Here is a 23,733-nt window from a genome sequence, read left to right as displayed (position 1 = left end):
ATCGGCCGTTATGAGCACGCGGGCCTTCATTACCGGCGTATCCGGAACGGAACTGACCGCCGCCGAGCGGGAGTTTATCCGTGCCGAACGCCCATGGGGCTTCATCCTGTTCAAGCGTAATGTCGCAACACCAGCACAAGTTGCTGCGTTGGTTGCAGAATTGCGTTCGGTCGCGAAGGCCCCCGACGCGCCGGTCCTGATCGACCAGGAGGGGGGACGGGTGCAGCGGCTGGGGCCGCCACACTGGCCGGTTTATCCGCCGGGGGCCGTATTCGCGAATTTGTACGACACTGATTCGGCCCTCGGGCTCACTGCGGCGCGCCTCAGTGCCCGCCTGATCGCAGCCGATCTCGCCGATCTCGGCATCACCGTGGATTGCCTGCCGCTGGCCGACGTGCCGGTGCCGGGCGCCGATGCGGTCATTGGTAACCGGGCCTACGGCACGGAGCCGGGCAAGGTCGCGGCGATCGCCCGTGCAGTCACCGAGGGCCTGGAGCAGGGCGGCGTGCTGCCGGTGCTCAAGCATATTCCCGGGCATGGCCGCGCCACCGCCGACACCCATTTCAAGCTGCCGACCGTCGACACGCCCCGGGACGAGCTGGAGCGGACCGATTTCGCCGCATTCAAACCGCTGGCTGATCTGCCGATGGCGATGACTGCACATGTTGTGTTTAGCGCCTTCGACCCCGCCCATCCGGCGACGACATCTGCGACAATGATTGCTGACGTGATTCGCGGCGCAATCGGGTTCCAGGGTTTGTTAATGAGTGATGACGTGTCAATGAACGCGCTGTCGGGAAATATCGCCGAGCGGACTCGCGCGATCTTCGCGGCCGGCTGCGACGTGGCCCTGCATTGCAACGGCAACATCGAGGAGATGCGCGACGTCGCCGGCGAGACACCTGAACTGGCCGGTGGGGCGCTGGAGCGGGCGAACGCCGCGCTCGCCGCACGCAAGCCGCCGCAGCCGTTCGACCGCGTGGCCGCACGCGCCGAACTGGATGCATTGATCGCACGGGCAAACACGGCATCGGCATGACTGCAGAAATCCTATCGTTCGAAACCGGGCGGCCCGCAGAGCTCGCCGAGGGTGAGCCGGCGTTGGTGGTGGACGTCGAGGGCTATGAGGGCCCGCTCGATTTGTTGCTTGCGCTGGCGCGGCAGCAGAAGGTCGATCTCGCCAAGATTTCGATTCTCGCGCTCGCCGACCAGTACCTCCATTTCATCGAAGCCGCGCGAAAGATCCGGCTGGAGCTCGCCGCGGACTATCTGGTGATGGCCGCATGGCTTGCCTTCCTGAAGTCGCGCCTGCTGCTGCCGGAGCCGCCGAGCGCGGAAGGCCCGAGCGCCGAGCAGATGGCGACGGCGCTCGCCAACCGGCTGCGCCGCCTGGAAGCCATTCGCGAAGCCGCCAACCGGCTGATGAACAGGCCACAATTGCAGCGCGACATCTTCGCGCGTGGCGAGCCCGAGCACATCGCCGAGATCAAGCACCCGAAATACACGGCCACGCTCTATGATTTGCTCACCGCCTATGCCGCGCAACGCCAGTCGCGCGTGCTGGCGAGCGTGCATCTGGCCAAGCGCACGGTGTGGTCGCTCGCCGAAGCACGCGCCACGCTGGAGCGGCTGGTCGGCAGCATCACCGAGCAGGACGATTGGGGTGTTCTCGACGACTTCCTGATCCGGCATGTCGCCGACCCGACGCAGCGCGCGACGGTGTTCGCCTCGAGCTTTGCCGCCGCGCTCGAACTGGTGCGCGAAGGTCAGCTCGAGCTGAATCAGAAGGAAGCGTTTGCGCCGATCTATTTCCGGAAGGGGCGCCCAAAACCGGTCCCGGACGCAGCTCCTGCGCCTGATGCGCCGGTCGCTTAAGTGCAAGAAGGAGAATCTGCCATGGCAAGCCTGGCTGAAGTGCGGGTAGAAGAGGCCGAGCCGATGGAGAACGAATCCCAGGCGCGTCCCGAGGAGTTGCGGCTGCTGGAGGCGCTGCTGTTCGCCTCGAATGAACCGCTGGACACCGCGACGCTGGCCAAGCGCATGCCCGAGGGCGTCGACGTCAAGGCTGCGCTCGAGCAGTTGCAGGCCGATTATGCCTCGCGCGGCGTCAATCTCGTTCGCGTCGCCAATAAATGGACGTTCCGCACCGCGGGCGATCTGGCCTGGCTGATGACGCGGGAGAGCACCGAGACCCGCCGCCTGTCGCGGGCCGCAATCGAGGTGCTCGCGATCATCGCCTATCACCAGCCGGTGACGCGGGCCGAGATCGAGGAGATCCGCGGCGTCGTCACGTCGAAGGGCACGCTCGACGTGCTGCTGGAGACCGGCTGGATCAAGCCGCGCGGCCGGCGCAAGACACCGGGCCGGCCCTTAACCTTCGGAACCACCGAGGAGTTCCTGTCGCAGTTCACCCTGGAACAGCTCGGCGACCTGCCGGGCCTGGAAGAGCTGAAGGGGACGGGACTGTTGGATTCGCGTCTGCCCACCGGGTTCAGCGTGCCGACGCCGTCGGATGATCCGGCCCTGCGGGAGGACGAGGATCCGCTGGAACCGGGCGATGACCTCGATCTCGCCCTTGCGCCTGCGGTCGAGCCTGAGAGCCCGCCAGAAGGCGGCAATGAGGGTGGCGGCGAAGGCGGCGCCGAGGACTGACGTACCGGCGAAATACGGGCCCCTGCGACCAGTTAACACTAGCAAGATTGCGTAGCGCCGACAGCGAATTGGCGCTGCCTTGGTCCTTGTTTTTGAGGTCTGCCAAGCCTAGGTTTCGGTGAGATCGGCCGGGTCCCCGGCCATGCGCGTTTGGAGGGTTGCAGGATGGGTTCACTCAGCATTTGGCACTGGATCTTGGTGATCGCAGTGGTCCTGCTGCTGTTCGGCCGCGGCAAGATTTCGGATCTGATGGGCGACGTGGCTCAGGGCATCAAGGCGTTCAAGAAGGGCATGCAGGACGACGACAAGGCTGCCGAGAAGCCCGAGCCGGCGAAGTCGATCGAGCACAATGCTGCGCCGACCGCGACACGGTCCGACGTCGGCAGCAAGGCCGTCTGAGCCGGAAGAAGCACGCGAGACGCGGGTAGCGGCCCGATCCTGCGCGCAAGGGATTGGGCCGGCTCCGGCTTCGCGTGAACGGAAGACCTCATGTTCGACATCGGGTGGAGTGAACTGGTCCTCATCGGGGTCGTGGCCCTGATCGCCATCGGCCCGAAAGAGCTGCCGGGCGTGCTGCGCACGGTCGGGCAGTGGATGGGCAAGGCGCGCAAGATGGCGGCCGAATTCCAGGGCCAGTTCCAGGAGGCGATGCGTGAGGCCGAGATGGCCGACCTCAAGAAAAGCTTCGACGAGGTCAAGGAAGCCGCCACGGGTTTCAATCCGATGAGCTCGCTCCAGAAGGACGTGAGCGACGCGCTTCGCATCGATGCGCTGGACAAGCCGGCCGAGACGCCGGCCGCTACTGCCATCGATCCGCCCGTCACGCCCACGACACCGGAGACCCCGACGCCGTCGACCTTCATGGAAGCCGAAGCGCATGCGGCCGCGAACGAGCCGCTCGCGATCACCCGTGAGGTCGAACAGGCAGAGGTTGCGCAGGACACCGCGCCATCCGAAGCGATCAAGGACGCCAAAGCGTCATGACCGACGCCGATATCGAGGCCAGCAAAGCCCCGCTGATGGACCATTTGATCGAGCTGCGCTCGCGGCTGATCAAGGCGCTGCTCGGCTTTGGCCTGGCCTTCATCTTCTGCTTCTTCTTCGCCAAGCAGATCTACAACGTGCTTGTCTGGCCGTTCGTGTGGATTGCGGGGCCGGAGAACTCGAAATTCATCTACACGGCGCTGCTCGAATATTTCATCACCCAGCTCAAGCTCGCGCTGTTCGGCGCCGGCTTCATCTCGTTCCCGATCGTGGCGACGCAGATCTACAAGTTCGTCGCGCCCGGGCTCTACAAGCACGAGAAGCAGGCGTTCCTGCCGTATCTGGTCGCGACGCCGTTCTTCTTCGTCCTCGGCGCGGCGCTGGTCTATTTCGTCGTGCTGCCGATGCTGGTGCGCTTCTCGCTCGGCATGCAGCAGACCGGCGGCGACGAGACCGCGCAGATCCAGCTGCTGCCCAAGGTCGGCGAATATCTGTCGCTGATGATGTCGCTGATCTTCGCCTTCGGCATCGCCTTCCAGCTGCCGGTGATCCTGACGCTGCTCGGGCGGATCGGCATCGTCAGCTCGACGATGTTGCGCGAGAAGCGCCGCTACTTCATCGTCATGGCCTTCGTGATCGCAGCCGTGCTGACGCCGCCCGACGTGCTCAGCCAGTGCTCCCTCGCGTTTCCGCTGATGGCGCTCTACGAGGGCTCGATCCTCGCGGTGGCGATGGTGGAGAGGAAAGCGGCCGCCGCACAGGCTGCCACCGGCACTGACGTGTCGACGCCGGCCAATCCGGCGGAGTAGGGCGACCAAGCCCACCGGTGTCATTCCTCGCCTTGTGCGCAATTGCGCACTGGAGCGGGGAATCCAGTACGCCGCGGCCCCTCGGGGAAACACTGACGTCTCTGGAATACTGGATCGCCCGCTTTCACGGGCGATGACAGAATGCTAGGGGAAAGCGCGCCAATGTAAGTTGTCGGCATAAACGTTGACTATTTACGCGCTGATCCAGGACCACAGCCATGCACGACATCAAAGCGATCCGCGACAATCCGCAAGCCTTCGACGCCGGCCTCGCACGGCGCGGTTTGAAGCCGATGTCGGTCTCGCTGCTCGCGATCGACGAGAAGCGGCGTGCGGCGATCCTCGCCTCCGAGCAGGCGCAGGCGCGGCGCAATGCAGCTTCGAAGGAAATCGGCGATGCCAAGAAGGCCAAGGACGAGCCGCGTGCGTCGAAGCTGATGGCCGAGGTCGCCGAGCTCAAGACCACGATGCCCGAACTCGAAGCGGCGGCAAAAGCCGCTGACGATGAGCTGACCAAAGAGCTGGCCGCGATCCCGAACATTCCGTTCGAGGACGTGCCCGACGGTCTCGACGAGCACGGCAACGTGCAGCATCACGTGTTCGGCAACAAGCGCAACTATGGCTTTGCGCCGAAGCTGCATGACGATCTCGGCACCGCGCTCGGCTACATGGATTTCGAAGCGGCGGCAAAACTCTCCGGCGCGCGTTTCGTCGTGCTGAAGAAGGGGCTGGCGCGGCTCGAGCGTGCCATCGGCCAGTTCATGCTCGATCTGCACACCACCGAGCACGGCTACACCGAGATCAATCCGCCGCTCCTGGTGCGCAACGAGGTGATGTTCGGCACCGGGCAATTGCCGAAATTCGAGGACGATCAGTTCTGGGCGATCAAGGGCGAGCTGCTCGCCTCGCCGGACCATGAGCGGCTGAAGACCGAGCGCCTCGGTCTGATCCCCACCGCCGAAGTGTCGCTCACCAATCTCGCCCGCGAATCCATCCTCGATGAGAAGCAATTGCCGATGCGGCTGACCGCGCTGACGCCATGCTTCCGCGCCGAGGCGGGTGCGGCGGGGCGCGACACTCGCGGCATGATCCGCCAGCACCAGTTCACCAAGGTCGAACTGGTCTCGATCACGACGCCGGAAGTGAGCAAGGACGAGCTGGAGCGGATGCTGTCCTGCGCCGAGCAGGTGCTGCAGAAGCTCGACCTGCATTACCGTGTGATGACGCTCTGCGCAGGAGATATGGGCTTCTCGGCGCAAAAAACCTATGACATCGAGGTCTGGATGCCCGGGCAGGGCGAGGGCGGGGCGTTCCGCGAGATCTCGAGCTGCTCGGTCTGCGGCGACTTCCAGGCACGGCGCATGGATGCGCGCTCGCGCGGGCCCGACGGCAAGCCGCGCTTCGTGCACACGCTGAACGGCTCCGGCACCGCAGTCGGCCGCGCGCTGATCGCCGTGATGGAAACCTATCAGCAGGAGGACGGCTCGATCGCGGTCCCGGACGTGCTCCAGCCCTATATGGGCGGGCTGAAGGTGATCGCGCGCGACTAAAGCGCTTTCCCGCGAAGTGGGCACCGGTTCGCGTCCGAAAACGCGGCATGACGAGAATCGCGTTGCGAAGATCGGGCGGCCGGCTATCCTGCCGGCCCGTCCACGCGAACCCTCCGTTCATGGCCTTGCACTGCGACATCTTCTGGGTCGGAAGACAATGGGCGGTGACGGGGGCCGGGATCCAGGCCATCGATCAGCGCCTGCGCGGCGTTCTCGACATCGGGATCGCGCGGCTCTGGGACGATGATCTCGTGCAGAGCCGGCGGGCCAAGCCCGGGGTCAATGCCGCGGATTTCGACAAGGCGCTGAGCGTGGCACGCGAACGCTTTCCGCAGGAGCCGACGTCCGATCCGTTCGTCGCGCAGCTGAAGGCGCTCGGCGTCATCGAGGCTTCCGTCGTGAACCCGGTCGTGCCGGCGATGCAACTGCGTGCAGAAGGCCGGCTTGCGCGCTTCCTGCCGCAATGGCGCGTTCGCCGCTAGCGGGACCAGCCAGGGAACCAGCCGCCGGACCGCAATCGTCCGGTTTGCCTGATCGGCGCTGGCCGGATAAGACGGCTCAGACCCGCTTTCAGGAATCGAACCTTCCGCATGCGCATTCTCTGCACCAATGACGACGGCATCCACGCTCCCGGCCTCAAGGTCGTGGAGGAGATTGCGCGCGCTTTGACCGATGATGTCTGGGTGGTGGCGCCCGAGCTCGACCAGTCCGGCGTGTCGCACTCGCTGTCGCTGAACGATCCCTTGCGTCTGCGCGAGGTCGGCCCACGGCACTTCGCCGTGCGCGGCACGCCGACCGACTGCGTCATCATGGGAGCGCGCCATATCCTGGGAGCCAAGCTGCCCGATCTCGTGCTGTCCGGCGTCAATAAGGGCCGCAACGTCGCCGAGGACGTGGTCTATTCCGGCACCATTGCCGGCGCATTGGAAGGCACCATCCTGGGGTTGCCGTCATTCGCATTGTCGCAGGAGTTCAGCGTCGAGACCCGCGAACGGCCGCCGTGGGACACGGCCCGCAAATTCGGGCCCGATATCCTGCGCAAGGTGATCGCCGCCGGCGTTCCGAAGGACACCGTCATCAACATCAACTTCCCATCCTGCGCGCCGGAGGATGTGCTTGGCATCCGCGTCACGCGGCAAGGCAAGCGCAATCTCGGCTTCCTCAGGATCGACGAGCGCCGGGACGGCCGCGGTAATCCTTATTTCTGGATCGGCTTCGAGCGGACCGCGATGCTCGACACGCCCGCCGACGGCACCGATCTCGCGGCGCTGCGCGAGCGCTACGTCTCGGTCACCCCGCTCAGGCTCGACCGCACCGACGAGGCGTTTTCGGAGCAGCTTGGCCTCACCCTGAAATAAAGGTTAGCCGCCGCGAAGCGCAGCCTCGATGGTCTTGCCGAGCGCGTCGAGCTGAAACGGCTTCTGGAGCGCCGGCCGGTCGCGATATTGCTCGGGCAGGCCGGAGGAGCCGTAGCCGGTGGCGAAGATGAACGGGCAGCCCTTGGCCATGATGACATCGGCGACCGGCGAGATGACCTTGCCGTTGACGTTGACGTCGAGAATGGCGAGATCGAACTCGGTGGATTGCGCAAGCCGCATGGCCTCATTGATGTCGCCCGCTTCGGCGGCAACCTTGTAGCCAAGCTCCTCCAGCATGTCTGCGACCATCATTCTGATCATGACCTCGTCCTCGACGAGGAAAACAGAGCGGCCCGAAAGCCCTGTCGCAGTCATGGTTGAGTCCTTGCCCATTCTCGTAAACGTTCGCAGATAACGATAGGCGACGCAATGCGCGTTTCGGCGAACGCAAACCTCGCAAATGGCTTAGCGCTTTGAAGGCCTTGTTGTGGTCAAATGCTGTGCCGAAAGGATATCATGAGTTCCTGAGCCGGAACAAGATTCTCGTCTCGGGTTCTTGCGGTGCAGTACGGCGATCCGCCAGACGAGACGAGCGATAGCAGCAATGACGTCCCACCAGCACCCGCCGGAAAAGATGATGTTTCAGCTCACGCTGAGGCGTCGGGGCATCAGCGATCAGGCCGTGCTGCGGACCATGGAAGAGGTGCCGCGCGAGCTTTTCGTCGACGAGGCCGATCGCGAGGGCGCCTATCGTGACAGCGCGCTGCCGATCGCCTGCGGGCAGACCATCAGCCAGCCCTTCGTCGTCGCCTACATGACCGAGCAGCTCCAGCTCCAGAAGCAGCACCGGGTGCTCGAAATCGGCACCGGCTCCGGCTACCAGGCCGCCGTGCTATCGCGGCTCGCCGGCCAGGTCCTGACCGTCGAGCGCTATCGTAAGCTCGCCGACACGGCACGCGCCCGGCTTGAGAAGCTCGATTGTCACAATGTCGAGGTGATGCTCGGTGACGGTCTCAATCTGCCTCCCAACATCGGCCCGTTCGATCGCATCATCGTCACCGCGGCGATGGAGCAGATACCGGAGAACCTGGTCGAGCGGCTTGAGGTCGGGGGCATCCTGATTGCCCCGGTCGGCCCGCATCAGGGCGTGCAGACGCTGACCCGGCTGGCCCGCAGCGAAACCGGAATCGAGCGCAAGGAACTCGTCGAGGTCCGCTTCGTGCCGGCACTGCCCGGGGTGGCGCGGGAGCTGTAGAATCCGGATCGGCAGTGCCGCCAACATCTTATTGTGAGGGTTAAGCCGTTATTTACTCGCCGCGTGTTTACTTAAAACACCAGTTCTGTTGCGTACGAGTGAGTAACCATGTCCGCTGTCGCCGAGTTGCTTTACTCGCGCCGCGTGCCGCAGGTCGCGGTGCTGGCGCTGATCTCCTTCAGCTTTGCAGGGTGCAGCGCCGACATGTCGTCGCGGCTGTCCCAGACCAACTTCTCCAATCCTTTCGCCTCCGAGCAGACCGGTTCGGTGCAGCAGCCGCCGCCGCCGCAGCGTGAGTTGCCGCAATATGCGCGGCCGCAGACGCAGCCCGGTTATTACCAGTCGCAGGCTTTGCCTCCGCCCGCGGTATCTGCCCCGCAGTCCTATCCCGTTGCCTCCGGGGGCGGGGTGTCCGGCGGCGGACGCGGCGTCAGCTCATATGCGCCTCCGGCGCAACCGCATCTGGAGACCACGGCCACTGTCCCGCCGCGGTCGGTCGCGGCAGCCCAGCCGGCCGGCGGGACCAAGATCATCGTCGGCACCAGCGACACGCTCGACGTGCTCGCCAAGCGCTATCGCGTCACGCCGCAGGCGATCCTTGCCGCCAACGGCTACAAGGGTCCGCGGGCGCTCTCGCCCGGCCAGCAACTGATCATTCCGTCGCCGGCAACGGCAGCGGCGCCGGCGCCAGCGACAGCTCCAGTCGCCGCAGCGCCTGCGGCGAAGCCGGTTGCTGCCGTCGCGGCACCGCCGAGCACGCACTTCGTCAACCGCGGCGACACGCTCGCCAGCATCGCGCGCAAGAACCGCATCTCGGCGGCAGAGCTCGCCCGTGCCAACGGCATCGATCCGTCGGCAAAGCTGAAGCTCGGCACCAAGCTGACCGTGCCCGGCGCCAAGACCGCCGCCGTCGCGGCGCCGGTTGCTGCGGCTCCGGTCGCGGCTGCACCGGTGGCCGGAACGCTCCAGCCTGTTGCGGCAGCTCCGGCACCCGCGACCAAGATGGCCACTGCCGCCGCGCCCGTGCAGAGCGCGCGGCTCGCCCAGGCCACGAGCAATGTGGAAGAGAAGGCTGCCGAGACGCCGGCGAAGGCTGCGGAGGCCACCGGCGCGCTGCCGACCTTCCGCTGGCCCGTCCGCGGCAAGGTGGTCACGAGCTACGGTGCCAAGACCAATGGCAAGTCCAATGACGGCATCAATCTGGCGGTGCCCGAGGGGACGCCGGTCAAGGCGGCCGAAGATGGCGTCGTCGCCTATTCCGGCAACGAGCTGAAGGGTTACGGCAATCTGGTTCTGGTTCGGCACTCCAACGGATACGTCACCGCATATGCCCATGCGAGTGAGCTGTTGGTGAAGCGCGGCGATACCATCAAGCGCGGCCAGGTCATTGCCAAGTCGGGTCAATCCGGGGAGGTGGCGTCGCCGCAGCTCCACTTCGAGATCCGCAAGGGATCGAGCCCGGTTGACCCGCTTCAATTCCTCAACGGGGCGTGAGACTTACGTAGCCTCCGCACGAACGGTGTCGTCGCCCGGCTCGACCGGGTGACCCAGTACGCCGCGGCCTCTCGATTGACAACAACCGTCTCTGGAATACTGCATCGCCCGCTCCAGTGCGCAAGTGCGCACAAGGCGGGCGATGACAGTTGAATTCGGGGTAACAGCTCGCGCTACTACGCCGTCAGCTTCACACCCAGCCGTCCCGCCAGCTCCTGCACGAACTGCCAGGCGACGCGGCCCGAGCGCGAGCCGCGCGTCGTCGACCATTCCAGCGCCTCGCGCTCGAGCGTCTCGTCGTCGACCCTGATCCCGAAATGGCTGCAATAGCCGCGCACCATGGCGAGATATTCGTCCTGGCTGCAGCGGTGGAAGCCGAGCCAGAGGCCGAAGCGATCCGACAGCGAGACCTTCTCCTCCACCGCTTCGCCCGGATTGATCGCGGTCGAGCGCTCGTTCTCGATCATCTCGCGCGCCAGCAGATGGCGCCGGTTGGAGGTGGCGTAGAGGATGACGTTCTCGGGCCGGCCCTCGATGCCGCCTTCGAGGACCGCCTTGAGCGACTTGTAGGAGGCATCATTGCCGTCGAAGGAGAGGTCGTCGCAGAACACGATGAAACGGAAGGAGGAGGCCCGCAGCTGCTCCATCAGGGCCGGCAGGCTCTCAATGTCCTCACGGTGGATCTCGATCAGCTTGAGCTTGTCGGCCGGTTTGCGCTCCGCGTTGATGCTGGCATGCGCCGCCTTCACCAGCGACGACTTGCCCATGCCGCGTGCGCCCCAGAGCAGGGCGTTGTTGGCGGGCAGGCCGTTGGCGAAACGCTCGGTGTTCTCCATCAGGATGTCGCGCATCCGGTCGACGCCCTTGAGCAGGAACAGCTCGACGCGGCTCACGCGCGGCACCGCCGAGAGGCGTCCGTCGGGATGCCAGACATAGGCGTCCGCCCGCTTGAACGACTCGGCCTCGACCGCCGGCTTGCCCTGCGCGGAGAGGTGCGCCGCAATGGTCTCCAGGGCGCGGACGATGCGCTCCTGCGGGAGGTCCGGGCCTGCCTTGGTGACCGCCGCCGTGGGGCGTTTTGCCGCGAGGCGGGTGGGCTTGTTGGCAGGGGTGCGGGGGCCTTTGCCGGCCGGGCTTTTGCTATGGTTTTTGGGCATGTCCGAAGTTCCTGAGAACGCAGCCTTATCGGGCCTGACGGGCCGCCGCAAGGTGGCCCAAAAGGGCAGTCTGGCAGCGTTGCAATTGGGGCAATGGCCGCTATAGTCCGCGCGAATTTGACCGAACCGGTCGCCTTTGAGGGCCTGACCGGCTTTCCCCCGTTTTCACGAGGATCGTCCGAATGCTGATTACCCCTGCGTATGCCCAGGCCGCGGCCGCTGGCGACACCAACAGCATGTTGATGTCGCTGCTGCCGTTCGCCCTGATCTTCGTGATCATGTACTTCCTGATTCTGCGCCCGCAGCAGAAGAAGGTCCGCGACCACGCCGAGCTCGTGAAGAATATCCGCCGCGGCGACACCATCGTGACCTCGGGAGGCCTCGTCGGCAAGGTAACCAAGGTGGTCGACGACGACCAGATCGAGTTCGAGATTTCCGACGGCGTGCGCGTGCGGCAGATGCGCCAGATGATCTCGGGCGTGCGCGCCAAGGGCGAGCCGGCCAAGGAAAGCGCAAAAGAGAGCGCCAAGGACGACACCGCGGCGAAGTGAGAGCTTCACCGCGAGTCTCAAGTCTCCTGATCTGACAGGTCCAGTCGATGTTGTATTTCACGCGGTGGAAGGCGCTGGGGATTATCCTGACGGCGCTGATCGTGTGCCTCTGCGCGGTCCCCAACTTCTTCCCCGAGGCGCAAGTCAAGAGCTGGCCCGCCTGGGCGCAGCGCCGCATCGTGCTCGGCCTCGACCTCCAGGGCGGCTCCTATCTGCTGCTCGAGGTCGACGCTGCCTATGTGAAGAAGGAGCGGCTCGACCAGGTCCGCGACGACGTTCGCCGGACCCTGCGCGACGCCAAGATCGGATTCACCGGCGGCGTCACCGTGCGCAACGATGCCGTCGAGGTTCGCATCACCAAGGAGACCGATGCGCAGCCGGCGCTTGCCAAGTTGCGCGAGCTGTCCCAGCCGCTGGGCGGCCTGATGGGATCCAGCGGTCAGCGCGACCTCGAGGTGACTGATGCCGGCGGCGGGGTGATCCGCCTGAGCGTCCCGCAGGCTGCGGTGCTCGATCGCCTGCGCAAGACCATCGAGCAGTCGATCCAGATCGTCGAACGCCGCGTCAACGAGCTCGGCACCGTCGAGCCCGTCATCCAGCGCCAGGGCAACGACCGCATCCTGGTGCAGGTCCCCGGTCTTCAGGACCCGACCCGCCTGAAGGAACTGCTGGGCAGGACCGCGAAGATGGAATTCCGCATGGTCGACACCTCCGTGCCGCCGGATCAGGCGCAAGCGGGCAGGGTGCCGCCGGAATCCGAACTGCTGATGAGCGCCTCGCCTCCGCCGACGCCCTATGTGGTCAAGAAGCAGGTGCTGGTCGCCGGCGGCGACCTGACCGATGCGCAGGCGACCTTCGACCAGCGCACGGGTGAGCCGGTCGTCAGCTTCAAGTTCAACACCTCGGGCGCGCGCAAATTCTCGCAGGCCACGCAGGAGAACGTGGGACTGCCGTTCGCGATCGTGCTGGACAACAAGGTGATCTCGGCGCCCGTCATCCGTGAGCCCATCACCGGCGGCCAGGGCCAGATCTCCGGCAATTTCACGGTGCAATCGGCCAACGATCTCGCGATTCTCCTGCGCGCCGGCGCATTGCCGGCACCGCTCACGGTGGTCGAGGAGCGCACCGTGGGTCCAGGACTCGGCCAGGACTCGATCGAGAAGGGCCAGCTCGCGGCCTATGTCGGCTCGATCCTCGTCATCATCTTCATGCTGCTGACCTACCGGCTGTTCGGCGTGTTCGCCAACATCGCGGTGGCCATCAACGTCGCCATGATCTTCGGCTTATTGTCGCTGCTCAACGCCACGCTGACGCTGCCCGGCATCGCCGGCATCGTGCTCACCGTCGGCATCGCGGTCGACTCCAACGTGCTGATCTACGAACGCATCCGCGAGGAATTGCGCGGCGGCCGCAATGCGATCTCGGCGATCGACGCCGGATTCAAGCGGGCGCTCGCCACCATCCTCGATTCCAACATCACCACCTTCATTGCTGCCGCGGTGCTGTTCTACATCGGCACCGGTCCGGTGCGCGGCTTTGCCGTGACGCTCGGCATCGGCATCATCACCACGGTGTTCACCGCCTTCACCCTGACCCGGCTGATCGTCGCCTGGTGGGTGCGGTGGAAGCGGCCGCAGAGCGTGCCGATCTAGGAGCCTGATCGTGACTCACACCGTTCTCATCGGGCTCGGCGTCCTCATTGCCATCCTCACCGTGGTCTCGGCCCTCGGCCTGCTGCCGTCGCTGCGCATCGTCCCCGACGATACGCATTTCGACTTCACGCGCTTCCGTCGCATCAGCTTTCCGATCTCGGCGGCGCTGTCGATCGTCGCGATCGTGCTGTTCTTCACCCATGGCCTGAACCTCGGTATCGACTTCAAGGGCGGCACGCTGCTGGAGGTGAAGGCGAAGTCCGGCACCGCCGACATCGCGGCAATGCGTACCTCGCTCGACGGCCTGGGCCTCGGCGAGGTCCAGCTGCAGCAGTTCGGCGGTCCGGAGAACGTCCTGATCCGCGTTGCGGAGCAGCCGGGTGGCGACGCGGCCCAGCAGGCAGCCCTGCAGAAGCTTCGTGGCGCGCTTGGCGACAGTGTCGACATTCAGCGCACCGAGGTGCTGGGTCCGCGCGTCGCGGGCGAGCTCCTGGCCTACGGCATGCTTGGCCTGATGCTCGCGATCGTTGGGATCCTGATTTATCTCTGGTTCCGGTTCGAATGGCAGTTCGCGCTGGGCGCCATGATCGCCAACGTGCACGACATCGTGCTGACGATCGGCTTCATGTCGATCAGCCAGGTCGATTTCGACCTGACCAGCATCGCGGCGTTGCTGACCATTCTCGGCTATTCGCTCAACGATACCGTCGTCATCTACGACCGCATCCGGGAAATGCTGCGTCGCTACAAGAAGATGCCGATGCCGCAGCTGCTCAATGAATCCATCAACTCGACGCTGTCGCGCTCGATCATCACCCACGTCACGGTGACGCTCGCGCTGCTCGCGCTGCTCTTGTTCGGCGGCCATGCCATCCACAGCTTCACCGCGGTGATGATGTTCGGCGTGGTGCTGGTCGGCACCTACACCTCGATCTTCATTGCAGCACCGATCCTGATCTATCTCGGCGTCGGCGAGCACCGCGAAGACGCGCCCGATACGGCGACGCCGGCGAAGAAAAGCAAGGCATGATCCGAACCTCATGCCCTTGCAGGCGTTTGCGAGGGCAGTAAGCCCATTCGGACGAAGCTCATGGCCGGCGATCCCAACGCTCCGCATTTTCCGCGCTCGGCGCCGATCGATGCCTATGGCGAGGGCGGCTTCGCCTTTGCCGGCATGTCGCATCGGGGCTCGCTGCTCTGTCTGCCCGACGCGATCTGGGCTTGGGACGTGACCGACCCCGCGAAGATCGACCGCTACTCGCTGGATCGGGTGTTCACGGCGGCCAACAGCATCGACACGCTCCTGGTCGGCACTGGAACGGGGCTGTGGCTCCCGCCGCCGGAGCTGCGTCAGGCGCTCAAGGCGGTGAGGGTGGTGCTGGACACGATGCAGACCGGCCCGGCCGTGCGTACCTACAACATCATGATCGGCGAACGGCGGCGGGTTGCCGCCGCGCTGATCGCCGTGCCATGAGCAACCCGCCATCCGACTCCGCCGCGTTCTGCGCCGATCTCGTGCGCAGCCACGACTTTCCCCGCTACGCCGCGACCCTGTTCGCGCCGGCCGCCGAGCGCCGCGCGTTACTGGCGATCTATGCCTTCAACGTCGAGATCGTTCGCGTCCGCGACCAGGTGAGCCAGCCCCTGCCCGGCGAGATCCGCCTGCAATGGTGGACCGACATGCTGTCGGGCCACGTCCATGGCAGCGCCGAGGGCAATCCGGTGGCGGCCGAGCTGCTTCGCGCGATCCGCGATTTCGACCTGCCGGTCGAGCCGCTGTCGCTGCTTGCCGAGGAGCATCAGTTCGATCTCTACAACGACCCGATGCCGACGATGGCCGCGCTGGAAGGTTACCTCGCGGCGACCTCATCGGCGCTGTTCGCCCTGGCAGCGCAGGTCTTGGGACCGCCTTCGGAGGCGGCCGAGCATGTCGCCCGCCATGCCGGGCTGGCGCAGGGTATCGTGCAGGTCATCGCCAATCTGCCGCGCGATGCCGCGCACCGGCAATTGTTCGTGCCGCAGCAGGTGCTGGAGCAGCACGATTGCAGCATGGAGGATGTCTTCGCCGGCAAGGAAACACCCAATCTCCATGCGGTGCTTGAGCAACTGGCGGGTGAAGCCCGGCAGCATATGACCGCGGCTTCATCGCTGCTGGCGCAGCTGGCGCCGCCGTTGCGGCCGGCGTTTCTGCCGCTGCGCCAGGCGCAGGCCGATCTCGAGCGCCTGTCGCGCCCGGGACGCAATCCGTTTAGGTTGCAGCCGACCTCGCGGTTGCGCACGCTCTGGACGCTGTGGCGCGCCTCGCGATCGCGTGAATTTACCAAATAGACGCCGGCTTATCGCCTGGCCCGCCCAAATGCTCTATGCTGTCCTATGGCTGACATGTCCCAAAGCTCGTTCGATCTCAGCGGCCTTCCGGTCGCCCCTGAAGACATTCGCGCCGCCGCCAAGACCCTCCAAGGCGCCGTTGTCGAGACGCCCTGTAGCCACAGCCGGACGCTGAGCAGCATCTGCGGCTGCGACATCTGGCTCAAATTCGAGAACCTGCAGTTCACCTCCTCGTTCAAGGAGCGCGGCGCGCTCAACCGGCTTACCGCGCTGACGGCGGAGGAGCGCGCGCGGGGCGTGATCGCGATGTCCGCGGGCAACCACGCGCAAGGCGTTGCCTACCACGCCAAGCGGCTCGGCATTCCCGCCACCATCGTGATGCCGATCGGCACGCCCATGGTGAAGATCGAGAACACCCGGCATCACGGCGCCGAGGTGGTGGTCACGGGCGCGACGCTGGAGGAGGCGGCCGCCTTTGCGCGCAGCCACGGTGAAGCGCACGGCATGGTCTTCGTCCATCCTTACGACGATCCGCTCGTCATCGCCGGGCAGGGCACGATCGGGCTGGAAATGCTGAAGGCGGTCCCGGAGCTCGACACGCTGGTCGTCCCGATCGGCGGCGGCGGTTTGATCAGCGGGATTGCCATTGCCGCGAAGTCGATCAAGCCGTCGCTCAGGATACTGGGCGTCGAGGCCTGGCTCTATCCCTCGATGTACAACGCCATTCACGACGGCAATCTGCCGGCGCGCGGCGATACGCTCGCCGAGGGCATCGCGGTGAAATCACCGGGCAAGATCACCACCGAAATCGTTCGGCGCCTCGTCGACGATATTGCGCTCGTCAACGAAGCCGAGCTTGAGCGCGCAGTCGCGACCCTGATCTCGATCGAGAAGACCGTCGTCGAGGGCGCCGGCGCCGCCGGCCTCGCCGCGCTGATGTCCGATCCGTCCCGCTTTGCCGGCGAGAAGGTCGGCCTCGTGCTGAGCGGAGGCAATATCGACACGCGGCTGATCGCCTCCGTGCTCACCCGCGAGCTCGCGCGCGAGGGGCGGCTGACGCAATTGTCGCTCGATATCCCCGACAGGCCGGGGCAGCTCGCCGCGGTAGCGGCACTGCTGGCCGAAGCGGGTGCGAATATCATCGAGGTCTCACACCAGCGGACCTTCTCCGACCTGCCGGCCAAGGCGACGCTGCTGCAGCTTGTCATCGAGACCCGCGATGCCGCCCATCTCAACGAGGTGATGGCCAGGCTCAGCGCATCCGGACTGAGCGCGCGCTGCACCTGAGCACGCGCTAACGTGACGCCAAATCCGCGACGTGGTCGATCAGCCGGTCGATCTCGGCTTGGGTGTTGTAGTAGTGGGGGGAAGCTCGGACGAGCGGCGGCAGCTCGCGGTTCTGGGCATCGATGCGGGTACTCGACGGGTCTGAAGCGCCGATTGTGATGCCCGCCGCCGCGGCGCTGCTGACAATGGCCTCCGCTTCATATCCATCCAAAGTGAAGCTGACGATGGCGCCAGGCTTGCGGCCAAGGTCGTGAATAGTGATGCCGCGAATGGAAGCGAGGCCGCTGCGAAGGCGGCCCGCGAGCAGCCGGCAGCGCTCCTCGATGGCATCCATGCCGATGTCGAGCGCATAATCGACGGCAGCGCCGAGCCCTAGCCGGGCGGCGTAATTATTCTCCCATGTCTCGAAGCGGCGGGCATCGTCGCGGAGCCGATATTCATCGCGCGAGACCCAGGGCGCTGCAAAATGGTCGATCATCGGTGGCTCGAGCTGCTGCAGGAGCGCCCCGCGCACATAGAGAAAGCCGGTACCACGCGGTCCCCGCAGGAATTTGCGTCCCGTGGCCGACAGCATGTCGCAGCCGATGGCCTCGACGTCGACCTCCATCTGGCCGACCGCCTGGCAGGCATCGAGCAGATAGGGGATGCCGTGTGCTCGCGCAATTCTGCCGATGGCCGCTGCGGGATTGGTCAGCCCGCCATTGGTCGGAACCCAGGTGATGGCGATCAGCTTCACGCGTTCGTCGATCATACGTTCGAGTGCGCCGACGTCGAACTCGCCCGTCGCATCGCTCGGCACCACATCGATGACCGCGCCTGTGCGTTTGGCGGCCTGAAGAAACGCAACATAGTTGGCGGCGTACTCCGCTTCGGCCGTCAGGATCCGGTCGCCCTCTCGAAATGAAAGCGAATAGAACGCCATCTGCCAGGCAACCGTCGCGTTCTCCACCAGGGCGATTTCATCCGGCGATGCGTTCAGGAGCCGGGCCACTGAGCCGTAAACGGCTTCGAGCCGATCTGACGCGCGATCGGCTGCGGCATAGCCGCCGATCTCGCTCTCGAGATCGATATGTCCCTTCATCGCCGCGACGACGGGCGCGGGCATGAGAGCCGCACCGGCATTGTGGAGATACGCGAGCCGGGAGGCAGCAGGCGTGTCGGCACGAATCTGGTTGATGTCGATCACGTCAGAGCCTCCATCTTCAGGTTCCTCGTAGACACAATGACGCACGCGAGCAAGCTCGGGCAAACGACTGTTCCAGCTGGAGCATGCAGATCGGGATGCCTATGCTGATCGGAAGCGCAATCTGGCACGGAATCACAGGGAATACCCAATGGCAAAGAACACGATCTGCCTCTGGTACGACAAGGATGCTGAAGCGGCGGCCCGCTTCTATGCCGAGACGTTTCCCGACAGCGCGGTGAGTGCGGTCCATCGCGCGCCCAGCGACTATCCGTCCGGCAAGGCAGGCGATGTCCTGACCGTCGAGTTCACGGTAGCCGGCGTTGCCTGTCTCGGTCTCAATGGCGGACCCGTCTTCAAGCACAACGAGGCCTTCTCGTTCCAGATCGCCACCGACGATCAGGCGGAGACCGATCGCTACTGGAACGTCATCGTCGGCAATGGCGGGCAGGAGAGTGCGTGCGGCTGGTGCAAGGACAGATGGGGAGTCTCCTGGCAGATCACGCCGCGGGTGCTGACCGAGGCGCTGGCCGCCGGTGGCACGGAGGCCAAGCGCGCCTTCGATGCGATGATGGGGATGACGAAGATCGACGTCGCCGCGATCGAAGCCGCGCGCCGCGGCTGAGACGGTCGCGCCTCAGATGCAGAGGCCGAGCAGCTTGACGTGACAGTTGCCGGACTTCGGCTTGCTCGCGGGCGGTACCTCGCGCTTCACCGCGACGACGGGCTCCTTGTCCTTTTTCTTGCCTTTGCCCTTCTCGTAGTCGCCGGCGATGACCATGGCCCAATAGGTGCGCTTGCCACTCGCATTCTTGGCGCTGGCAATGCCGACGCGGGAGGCATTGTGCAGCAACAGGTTCTTGCGGTGCCCGGAGGAGTCGATCCACTGGCCCAGCGTCTTGTCGAAACTGTCGTAGCCGTAGGCGATGTTCTCTGCGGCGCGGCCCGCGCCGGCCGGTGCGACGCGGCGATTGAATGGGCCGAGTGTGTCGTGGCTGAGGTCGTCCTTCGCCGCCATCGCGCGGGCCTGATCCATGGCGATGCGATCGAGGGTGGCGTCGCGCACGACGCGGGCCTCACCATGCTTGAGACGGAAGCTGGAGATCAGCTCCGCCGGTGAGTCGGCCAGCGCAGGCGCCCCTGCCAGCAGCACAAGGCCGGCGATCGTTCCGCCAACCATACGATGCATCATCGTCCCCCGAGCGCCCATGATCTCTGCCAACCCTTCCTGATCCAAGCGCTTCTCGATCGCCATTGTGGAGGCTTCAAGGCGCAGATTCCGCGCTAGCTCGTCGGGAGCTTCGCCTCGAAATTGAAGCGGTCGCGCAGGTTCTTGCGCTGCTCCAGGATATCCTTGAGGAAGGCGCGATCCTGCTCGTTCTTCATCATCGGCTCGATCAGGTCGAGCTGGTTCATGGCGACCAGTTGCAGGACCTCGATGCGTGGCTTGCCGCTGGCGTTGCGTGGCAGGGCGTGCACGACCTGGATGTGCTCGGGCGGCTTCGGTCCCTTGGAGGCGGCAAGCTCGCTGCGGAGCTGGCGCTCGAGCGCGGCCTGATCGGCTTCGACGAAGGCGTAAAGCCCGACACCGGAGCGACGGTCGGCAAAGGCGACGATGGCGGCGTCGCGCACGGCGGGATTCCGGCGGATCAGCTCGGCCAGCACCGGCGCGTCGTTGACGAGCCGACGGCCGCCGCCCTCGCGATCGGTGAAGTTGAACAGGCCGCGGGTGATGGCGCGATAGACCTTCTTGCCGGTGGCGAGCCATAGGCTCGCGGCGAACGACTTCCTCGCCAGGATCTTTCGCTCTCGCGGCGTCAGCGCCTCGGGCGCGTAGGAGCGCTTGTGCTTGAGCAGATGCCGGAGGTCCTCATAGGCGAGGATGCGATAGAGCCGGCCGCGGCGCTCAAAGCACGCGGCGAGCTGGAAGTCGGTCACATAGGCGCGGCCGTCGCGACCGACCAGCCAGTTCTGCTCCTTGGCAAGATCGTTGTGGCAGATGCCGGCGCGGCGCAGCCGGCGCAGTGCGGCCTTGGCGGAGCGGAAATAGGCGAGATCGCCATGGGGCTTTGCCAGATGCAGCGCGACGCCGTCGACGAAGCCGCGCACCAGGGCGCGGCGCCCGGCCCACAGCAACTCGGGGCCGACGTCGAGGCCTTTGGCGCGTACCAGGGCCCGCTTCTCGCGGGCGAACAGGTGGCGTGCCAGCAGGAACGACCACCATGGCACCTCGTCGAGCCGGCGCAGCACCGCGTCGATCTCGCCGCTTTCGCTGCGGAAACGGCCGCGCTCGACGGTCGAGAACACGTCGCGCTTGAGCAGCACGCCTTCGGTCCAGCGCGCCGACAGCTCTGCGGCGTCGTCTTTGGGCAAGCTCATTGCAAACTCACGCGGCGGCGGCAATGCGCAGGTGATCGGCGATCCAGCGATCGAGATCGGCGAGCGCCCGTGCGCTCAGCGCCTGCTTCTTGGCCACCGTCTTCTCGTTGCCGCGCAGCCTCGTGCCGTCGGGCTTCTTCGTTGGCAAGCTCGCGAGAGGCGGGAACAGGCCGAAATTGATGTTCATCGGCTGGAACGAGCGCGTGCCCGGCTCGATGGTCTCGATATGGCCGCCGGTGATGTGACCGAGCAGCGATCCCAGTGCGGTCGTAGCCGGCGGGCTGACAAGCGTCTCGCCGCGCGCTTCCGCGGCTGCATAGAGACCCGCGATCAAGCCGACGCTGGCGGACTCCACATAGCCTTCGCAGCCCGTCATCTGGCCGGCGAAGCGCAGCCGCGTCTGTGCGCGCAGCCGCAGCTGGCCATCGAGCAGCTTCGGCGAGTTCAGGAAGGTGTTGCGATGCAGGCCGCCGAGGCGGGCGAATTCGGCGTTCTCCAACCCCGGAATGGTGCGGAAGATGCGCTGCTGCTCGCCATACTTCAGCTTGGTCTGGAAGCCGACGATGTTGTAGAGCGTGCCGAGCTTGTTGTCCTGGCGCAGTTGCACGATCGCGTACGGTTTCGTGGTGGGATCGTGCGGGTTGGTGAGGCCGACCGGCTTCATGGGACCATGGCGCAGCGTCTCGGGGCCACGTTCAGCCATCACCTCGATCGGCAGGCAGCCGTCGAAATAGGGCGTGTTGGTCTCCCATTCCTTGAACTCGGTCTTCTCGCCGGCGATCAGCGCGGCGACGAAGCCCTCATACTGCTCCTTGGTCATGGGGCAGTTTATGTAGTCGGCACCGTTGCCGCCGGGGCCAACCTTGTCGTAGCGCGATTGGAACCAGGCCACCGACATGTCGATGGACTCGCGGTGCACGATCGGCGCGATGGCGTCGAAGAAGGCGAGGGCGTTCTCGTCGGTCAGTTCGCGGATGGCGTCGGCCAGCGGCGCGGAGGTGAGAGGGCCGGTGGCGACGATGACGTTGCTCCACGCGGCCGGCGGAAGGCCCGCGATCTCGCCGCGCGCGATCTCGATCAGGGGATGATCGTTCAGCGCCTTGGTGACGGCCGCCGAGAAGCCGTCGCGATCGACCGCGAGTGCGCCGCCGGCGGGCACCTGGTTGGCGTCGGCCGCGCGCATGATCAGCGAGCCGAGGCGGCGCATCTCCGCATGCAGCAGGCCGACGGCGTTGTTGGCGGCGTCATCCGAGCGGAACGAGTTGGAGCAGACGAGCTCGGCAAGTCCGTCGGTGCGGTGCGCGTCGGTCATGCGGGTCGGCCGCATCTCGTGCAGCACCACGGGCACGCCGGACTTCGCAATCTGCCAGGCAGCTTCCGAACCGGCGAGGCCGGCACCGATCACGTGGACGAGGTTGGATTGGGGTCCTGTCATGGGGCGGACAGGTAGCGCTTTTCGGCGGAGAGTGGAATCGCCGAGATCGAGTTTTCTGCCACCAGATGCGACAACGCCCGCACGAGGCGGGCGCTATCGGTCCGTTCTAGTGAAGGGCTGAAGGATATCAGCCCTGATACTGACCGGCGGCAACGCGCGGGATGTCCGAGCGATCGAGGCCGATATCGGCCAATTCGCGATCGCTGAGCTGGGACAGCTCGGCAACATTGCGCTGATAGTCCCGGAAGGCCTGGATCATGCGGATGAGCGAGAGCAGCATTGGTAGTCTCCTGTAGTTCGATTCAGCCTTTGCTTGAGGCCTCATCGTTGAAATGAATATAGGTGAGAGTGGTGCAGTGCGAAAGTTCCGATGTTGCGATGCAGCTAAGCGCTGTGCGCATGGCGTACGTAACGGATGATTAACCGGAAGGCCCTCCCGCCCAGAGCTTGGCCAAGGTCGTCCGGTGTCGGCGATAAGTACTCGTAAAATAACGGGTTTATGTCACAGATTGATATGGGTCATCGCGGAAATAGGTTGCCTATAAGCGGCCAGCAAGTTCAACCCAGCAGCTTATAGACTCAAGTCATGCCTGCCTGATTCGCATAGGACGCGACGCCATTATATGAATATGGATTCACTTTAAGATCCATTGAATACCGAAAATGCGCCCATGAGCGATGCGCTGGCGCCGCTACAGGCTAGGCCCGCTTGCCGGGGTTCGGCAGCGGCGATTCGGCGCGCTTCGGCTGGGCTGAGATCTAAGGGGCGCGTGCGAGCTGTGCGGCAAAATAGGCCACGGTCTTGGAGTAGACCTCGCTCTTGTTCCACTGCTTGAGCACCTCAAAGTTCGGGCTGCCCGGCTGCCAGTCCTTGCCCTTCTGCCAGCCATAGCCGACCAGATAATTGGCCGTGGAGGCGAGCACGTCGGGCACGTTATGCAGAAGATCGCGCTTGCCGTTGCCGTCGAAGTCGATGGCATATTTCATCCAGGATGACGGCATGAACTGGGTCTGGCCGAGCTCGCCGGCCCAGGCGCCTTTCATGTCGGCAGGCGCAAGATCGCCGCGCTGGACGATGCGCAACGCATCCAACAGCTCGGCGCGAAACTGCTCGGAGCGACGGCAATCGTAAGCGAGCGTTGCAAGCGAGCGGATCGTTGCAAACTTGCCGGTGTTGACGCCGAAATCGGTCTCCAGGCCCCAGATCGCGACCAGGACTTCGCCCGGCACGCCGTAAGCCTGCTCGATGCGCGACAGCACCGAGCCGTATTGCTTCATCCTGTTGGAGCCGCGCTCCAAGCGTGGCGGCACCATGCGGCCGGAGAACTCCTCGAAGCTCTGGGTGAAGACCTTTTGCGAGCGGTCGCGGTTGAGCACGCTCTGATCCAGTGTGACGCCGGCAAGCCCGGCAGTGATGGTCTGCTGCGAGATGCCCTTCGCCGCAGCGTCGGTTTTGAAATCAGCCAGCCAAGCGTCGAAATTGCCCGAGTCGCAGGCAACCGCGGCGGGCGCTGGCTGGACTGAGAGAAGGGACGCGGAGACGGCCAAGGCTGCGAGAGCAAGACGAGAAATCGTCGGAGTCATCAGATGAAATGGATTTCCGTGAATTGACCTGACCGGCAGCATAATCTCGGCTGTAACCGCGGCCAAAGCAAGGCG

Annotated in this window: 26 protein-coding genes; 18 read left to right on the top strand and 8 right to left on the bottom strand. The window is 65.2% G+C overall.

Annotation, left to right across the window (positions count from 1 at the left end):
- The first annotated feature begins 10 nt into the window (after positions 1-10).
- The 9 genes from nagZ to surE all read left to right on the top strand — a co-directional run bounded on the left by nagZ (position 11) and on the right by surE (position 7,353).
- Positions 11-1,039 (top strand): beta-N-acetylhexosaminidase, encoded by a 1,029-nt coding sequence (gene nagZ / locus I6F24_RS22285; protein ID WP_036028239.1) that lies wholly within the window; start codon positions 11-13, stop codon positions 1,037-1,039.
- Entirely contained in the window at positions 1,036-1,875 is an 840-nt protein-coding gene (locus I6F24_RS22280; protein WP_036012765.1) for a ScpA family protein, read from the top strand. The genes nagZ and I6F24_RS22280 overlap by 4 nt, the downstream gene beginning before the upstream one ends.
- 21 nt (positions 1,876-1,896) lie before the next feature.
- Positions 1,897-2,652, top strand: coding sequence for an SMC-Scp complex subunit ScpB (gene scpB / locus I6F24_RS22275; protein ID WP_036028237.1), 756 nt, complete (start codon positions 1,897-1,899; stop codon positions 2,650-2,652).
- A 165-nt stretch (positions 2,653-2,817) separates the two neighbouring features.
- A complete protein-coding gene (locus I6F24_RS22270; protein WP_036012762.1) occupies positions 2,818-3,051 on the top strand; it encodes a twin-arginine translocase TatA/TatE family subunit in 234 nt (77 codons plus the stop codon).
- 90 nt (positions 3,052-3,141) lie between these two features.
- On the top strand, positions 3,142-3,636 hold the full coding sequence (gene tatB, locus I6F24_RS22265; RefSeq protein ID WP_036028235.1) for a Sec-independent protein translocase protein TatB: 495 nt from the start codon (positions 3,142-3,144) through the stop codon (positions 3,634-3,636).
- Positions 3,633-4,445, top strand: a complete 813-nt coding sequence (gene tatC / locus I6F24_RS22260; RefSeq protein ID WP_036012758.1) for a twin-arginine translocase subunit TatC — start codon at positions 3,633-3,635, stop codon at positions 4,443-4,445. The genes tatB and tatC overlap by 4 nt, the downstream gene beginning before the upstream one ends.
- A gap of 218 nt (positions 4,446-4,663) precedes the next feature.
- On the top strand, positions 4,664-5,995 hold the full coding sequence (serS, locus tag I6F24_RS22255) for a serine--tRNA ligase (protein ID WP_036028231.1): 1,332 nt from the start codon (positions 4,664-4,666) through the stop codon (positions 5,993-5,995).
- Between the two features lie 119 nt (positions 5,996-6,114).
- Positions 6,115-6,477: a hypothetical protein gene (locus I6F24_RS22250; protein WP_036028229.1), complete on the top strand. Its 363-nt coding sequence runs from the start codon at positions 6,115-6,117 to the stop codon at positions 6,475-6,477.
- 108 nt (positions 6,478-6,585) lie between these two features.
- Positions 6,586-7,353 (top strand): 5'/3'-nucleotidase SurE, encoded by a 768-nt coding sequence (gene surE, locus I6F24_RS22245; protein ID WP_036012754.1) that lies wholly within the window; start codon positions 6,586-6,588, stop codon positions 7,351-7,353.
- Positions 7,354-7,356: 3 nt separating this feature from the next.
- Here the strand turns inward: surE and I6F24_RS22240 are convergent, their stop codons facing one another.
- Positions 7,357-7,728 carry a response regulator gene (locus tag I6F24_RS22240; RefSeq protein ID WP_036012769.1) on the bottom strand — a complete coding sequence of 124 codons (372 nt, stop codon included), beginning with the start codon at positions 7,726-7,728 and terminating at the stop codon, positions 7,357-7,359.
- A 229-nt stretch (positions 7,729-7,957) separates the two neighbouring features.
- Between I6F24_RS22240 and I6F24_RS22235 the strand changes: the two genes are divergently transcribed.
- Both I6F24_RS22235 and I6F24_RS22230 read left to right on the top strand, forming a co-directional pair.
- The gene (locus I6F24_RS22235) at positions 7,958-8,608 is read left to right on the top strand and encodes a protein-L-isoaspartate(D-aspartate) O-methyltransferase (RefSeq protein WP_085969151.1); all 651 of its coding nucleotides are present in this window, start codon (positions 7,958-7,960) and stop codon (positions 8,606-8,608) included.
- A 108-nt stretch (positions 8,609-8,716) separates the two neighbouring features.
- Entirely contained in the window at positions 8,717-10,102 is a 1,386-nt protein-coding gene (locus tag I6F24_RS22230) for a LysM peptidoglycan-binding domain-containing M23 family metallopeptidase (protein WP_036028228.1), read from the top strand.
- Positions 10,103-10,278: 176 nt separating this feature from the next.
- Here the strand turns inward: I6F24_RS22230 and I6F24_RS22225 are convergent, their stop codons facing one another.
- Positions 10,279-11,259 carry an ATP-binding protein gene (locus I6F24_RS22225; RefSeq protein ID WP_036028226.1) on the bottom strand — a complete coding sequence of 327 codons (981 nt, stop codon included), beginning with the start codon at positions 11,257-11,259 and terminating at the stop codon, positions 10,279-10,281.
- A 182-nt stretch (positions 11,260-11,441) separates the two neighbouring features.
- Between I6F24_RS22225 and yajC the strand changes: the two genes are divergently transcribed.
- From yajC to I6F24_RS22195, 6 genes are read left to right on the top strand one after another with little or no spacing between them, the layout of a single operon-like run.
- Entirely contained in the window at positions 11,442-11,810 is a 369-nt protein-coding gene (gene yajC, locus I6F24_RS22220) for a preprotein translocase subunit YajC (protein WP_036012751.1), read from the top strand.
- A 47-nt stretch (positions 11,811-11,857) separates the two neighbouring features.
- Complete coding sequence (gene secD, locus I6F24_RS22215; RefSeq protein WP_036012748.1) at positions 11,858-13,462, top strand: protein translocase subunit SecD; 1,605 nt, start codon at positions 11,858-11,860, stop codon at positions 13,460-13,462.
- 10 nt (positions 13,463-13,472) lie between these two features.
- Positions 13,473-14,492 (top strand): protein translocase subunit SecF, encoded by a 1,020-nt coding sequence (gene secF, locus I6F24_RS22210; protein WP_036012746.1) that lies wholly within the window; start codon positions 13,473-13,475, stop codon positions 14,490-14,492.
- Between the two features lie 60 nt (positions 14,493-14,552).
- Positions 14,553-14,936, top strand: a complete 384-nt coding sequence (locus I6F24_RS22205; protein ID WP_225151707.1) for an Mth938-like domain-containing protein — start codon at positions 14,553-14,555, stop codon at positions 14,934-14,936.
- Positions 14,933-15,790, top strand: a complete 858-nt coding sequence (locus I6F24_RS22200) for a phytoene/squalene synthase family protein (protein ID WP_225125281.1) — start codon at positions 14,933-14,935, stop codon at positions 15,788-15,790. The genes I6F24_RS22205 and I6F24_RS22200 overlap by 4 nt, the downstream gene beginning before the upstream one ends.
- Positions 15,791-15,835: 45 nt before the next feature.
- The gene (locus tag I6F24_RS22195; protein ID WP_036028215.1) at positions 15,836-17,077 is read left to right on the top strand and encodes a threonine ammonia-lyase; all 1,242 of its coding nucleotides are present in this window, start codon (positions 15,836-15,838) and stop codon (positions 17,075-17,077) included.
- A gap of 7 nt (positions 17,078-17,084) precedes the next feature.
- Here the strand turns inward: I6F24_RS22195 and I6F24_RS22190 are convergent, their stop codons facing one another.
- Positions 17,085-18,263 carry an aminotransferase class V-fold PLP-dependent enzyme gene (locus tag I6F24_RS22190; RefSeq protein WP_225112478.1) on the bottom strand — a complete coding sequence of 393 codons (1,179 nt, stop codon included), beginning with the start codon at positions 18,261-18,263 and terminating at the stop codon, positions 17,085-17,087.
- Positions 18,264-18,411: 148 nt separating this feature from the next.
- On the opposite strand from I6F24_RS22190, the gene I6F24_RS22185 reads away from it, so the two are divergent.
- Positions 18,412-18,885 (top strand): VOC family protein, encoded by a 474-nt coding sequence (locus I6F24_RS22185; protein WP_225112477.1) that lies wholly within the window; start codon positions 18,412-18,414, stop codon positions 18,883-18,885.
- Positions 18,886-18,897: 12 nt separating this feature from the next.
- On the opposite strand, the gene I6F24_RS22180 is transcribed toward I6F24_RS22185, so the two are convergent.
- The 5 genes from I6F24_RS22180 to I6F24_RS22160 all read right to left on the bottom strand — a co-directional run bounded on the left by I6F24_RS22180 (position 18,898) and on the right by I6F24_RS22160 (position 23,658).
- Positions 18,898-19,449 (bottom strand): CAP domain-containing protein, encoded by a 552-nt coding sequence (locus I6F24_RS22180; RefSeq protein WP_036028219.1) that lies wholly within the window; start codon positions 19,447-19,449, stop codon positions 18,898-18,900.
- 95 nt (positions 19,450-19,544) lie between these two features.
- Positions 19,545-20,639, bottom strand: coding sequence for a serine/threonine protein kinase (locus tag I6F24_RS22175; protein ID WP_225151705.1), 1,095 nt, complete (start codon positions 20,637-20,639; stop codon positions 19,545-19,547).
- 7 nt (positions 20,640-20,646) lie between these two features.
- Positions 20,647-22,074, bottom strand: coding sequence for a methylenetetrahydrofolate--tRNA-(uracil(54)-C(5))-methyltransferase (FADH(2)-oxidizing) TrmFO (trmFO, locus tag I6F24_RS22170; protein ID WP_225151703.1), 1,428 nt, complete (start codon positions 22,072-22,074; stop codon positions 20,647-20,649).
- Positions 22,075-22,201: 127 nt separating this feature from the next.
- Positions 22,202-22,354, bottom strand: coding sequence for a DUF1127 domain-containing protein (locus I6F24_RS22165; RefSeq protein ID WP_007590701.1), 153 nt, complete (start codon positions 22,352-22,354; stop codon positions 22,202-22,204).
- A 479-nt stretch (positions 22,355-22,833) separates the two neighbouring features.
- Positions 22,834-23,658: a lytic murein transglycosylase gene (locus I6F24_RS22160; protein WP_036012731.1), complete on the bottom strand. Its 825-nt coding sequence runs from the start codon at positions 23,656-23,658 to the stop codon at positions 22,834-22,836.
- Between the last annotated feature and the right edge of the window lie 75 nt (positions 23,659-23,733).

The sequence above is a fragment of the Bradyrhizobium sp. BRP23 genome (assembly GCF_020194135.1).
Taxonomy (GTDB): Bacteria; Pseudomonadota; Alphaproteobacteria; order Rhizobiales; family Xanthobacteraceae; genus Bradyrhizobium; species Bradyrhizobium yuanmingense.
The sequence above is the reverse complement of the archived record's forward strand: the minus strand, read 5'-3'. Positions and strand labels throughout refer to the sequence as shown.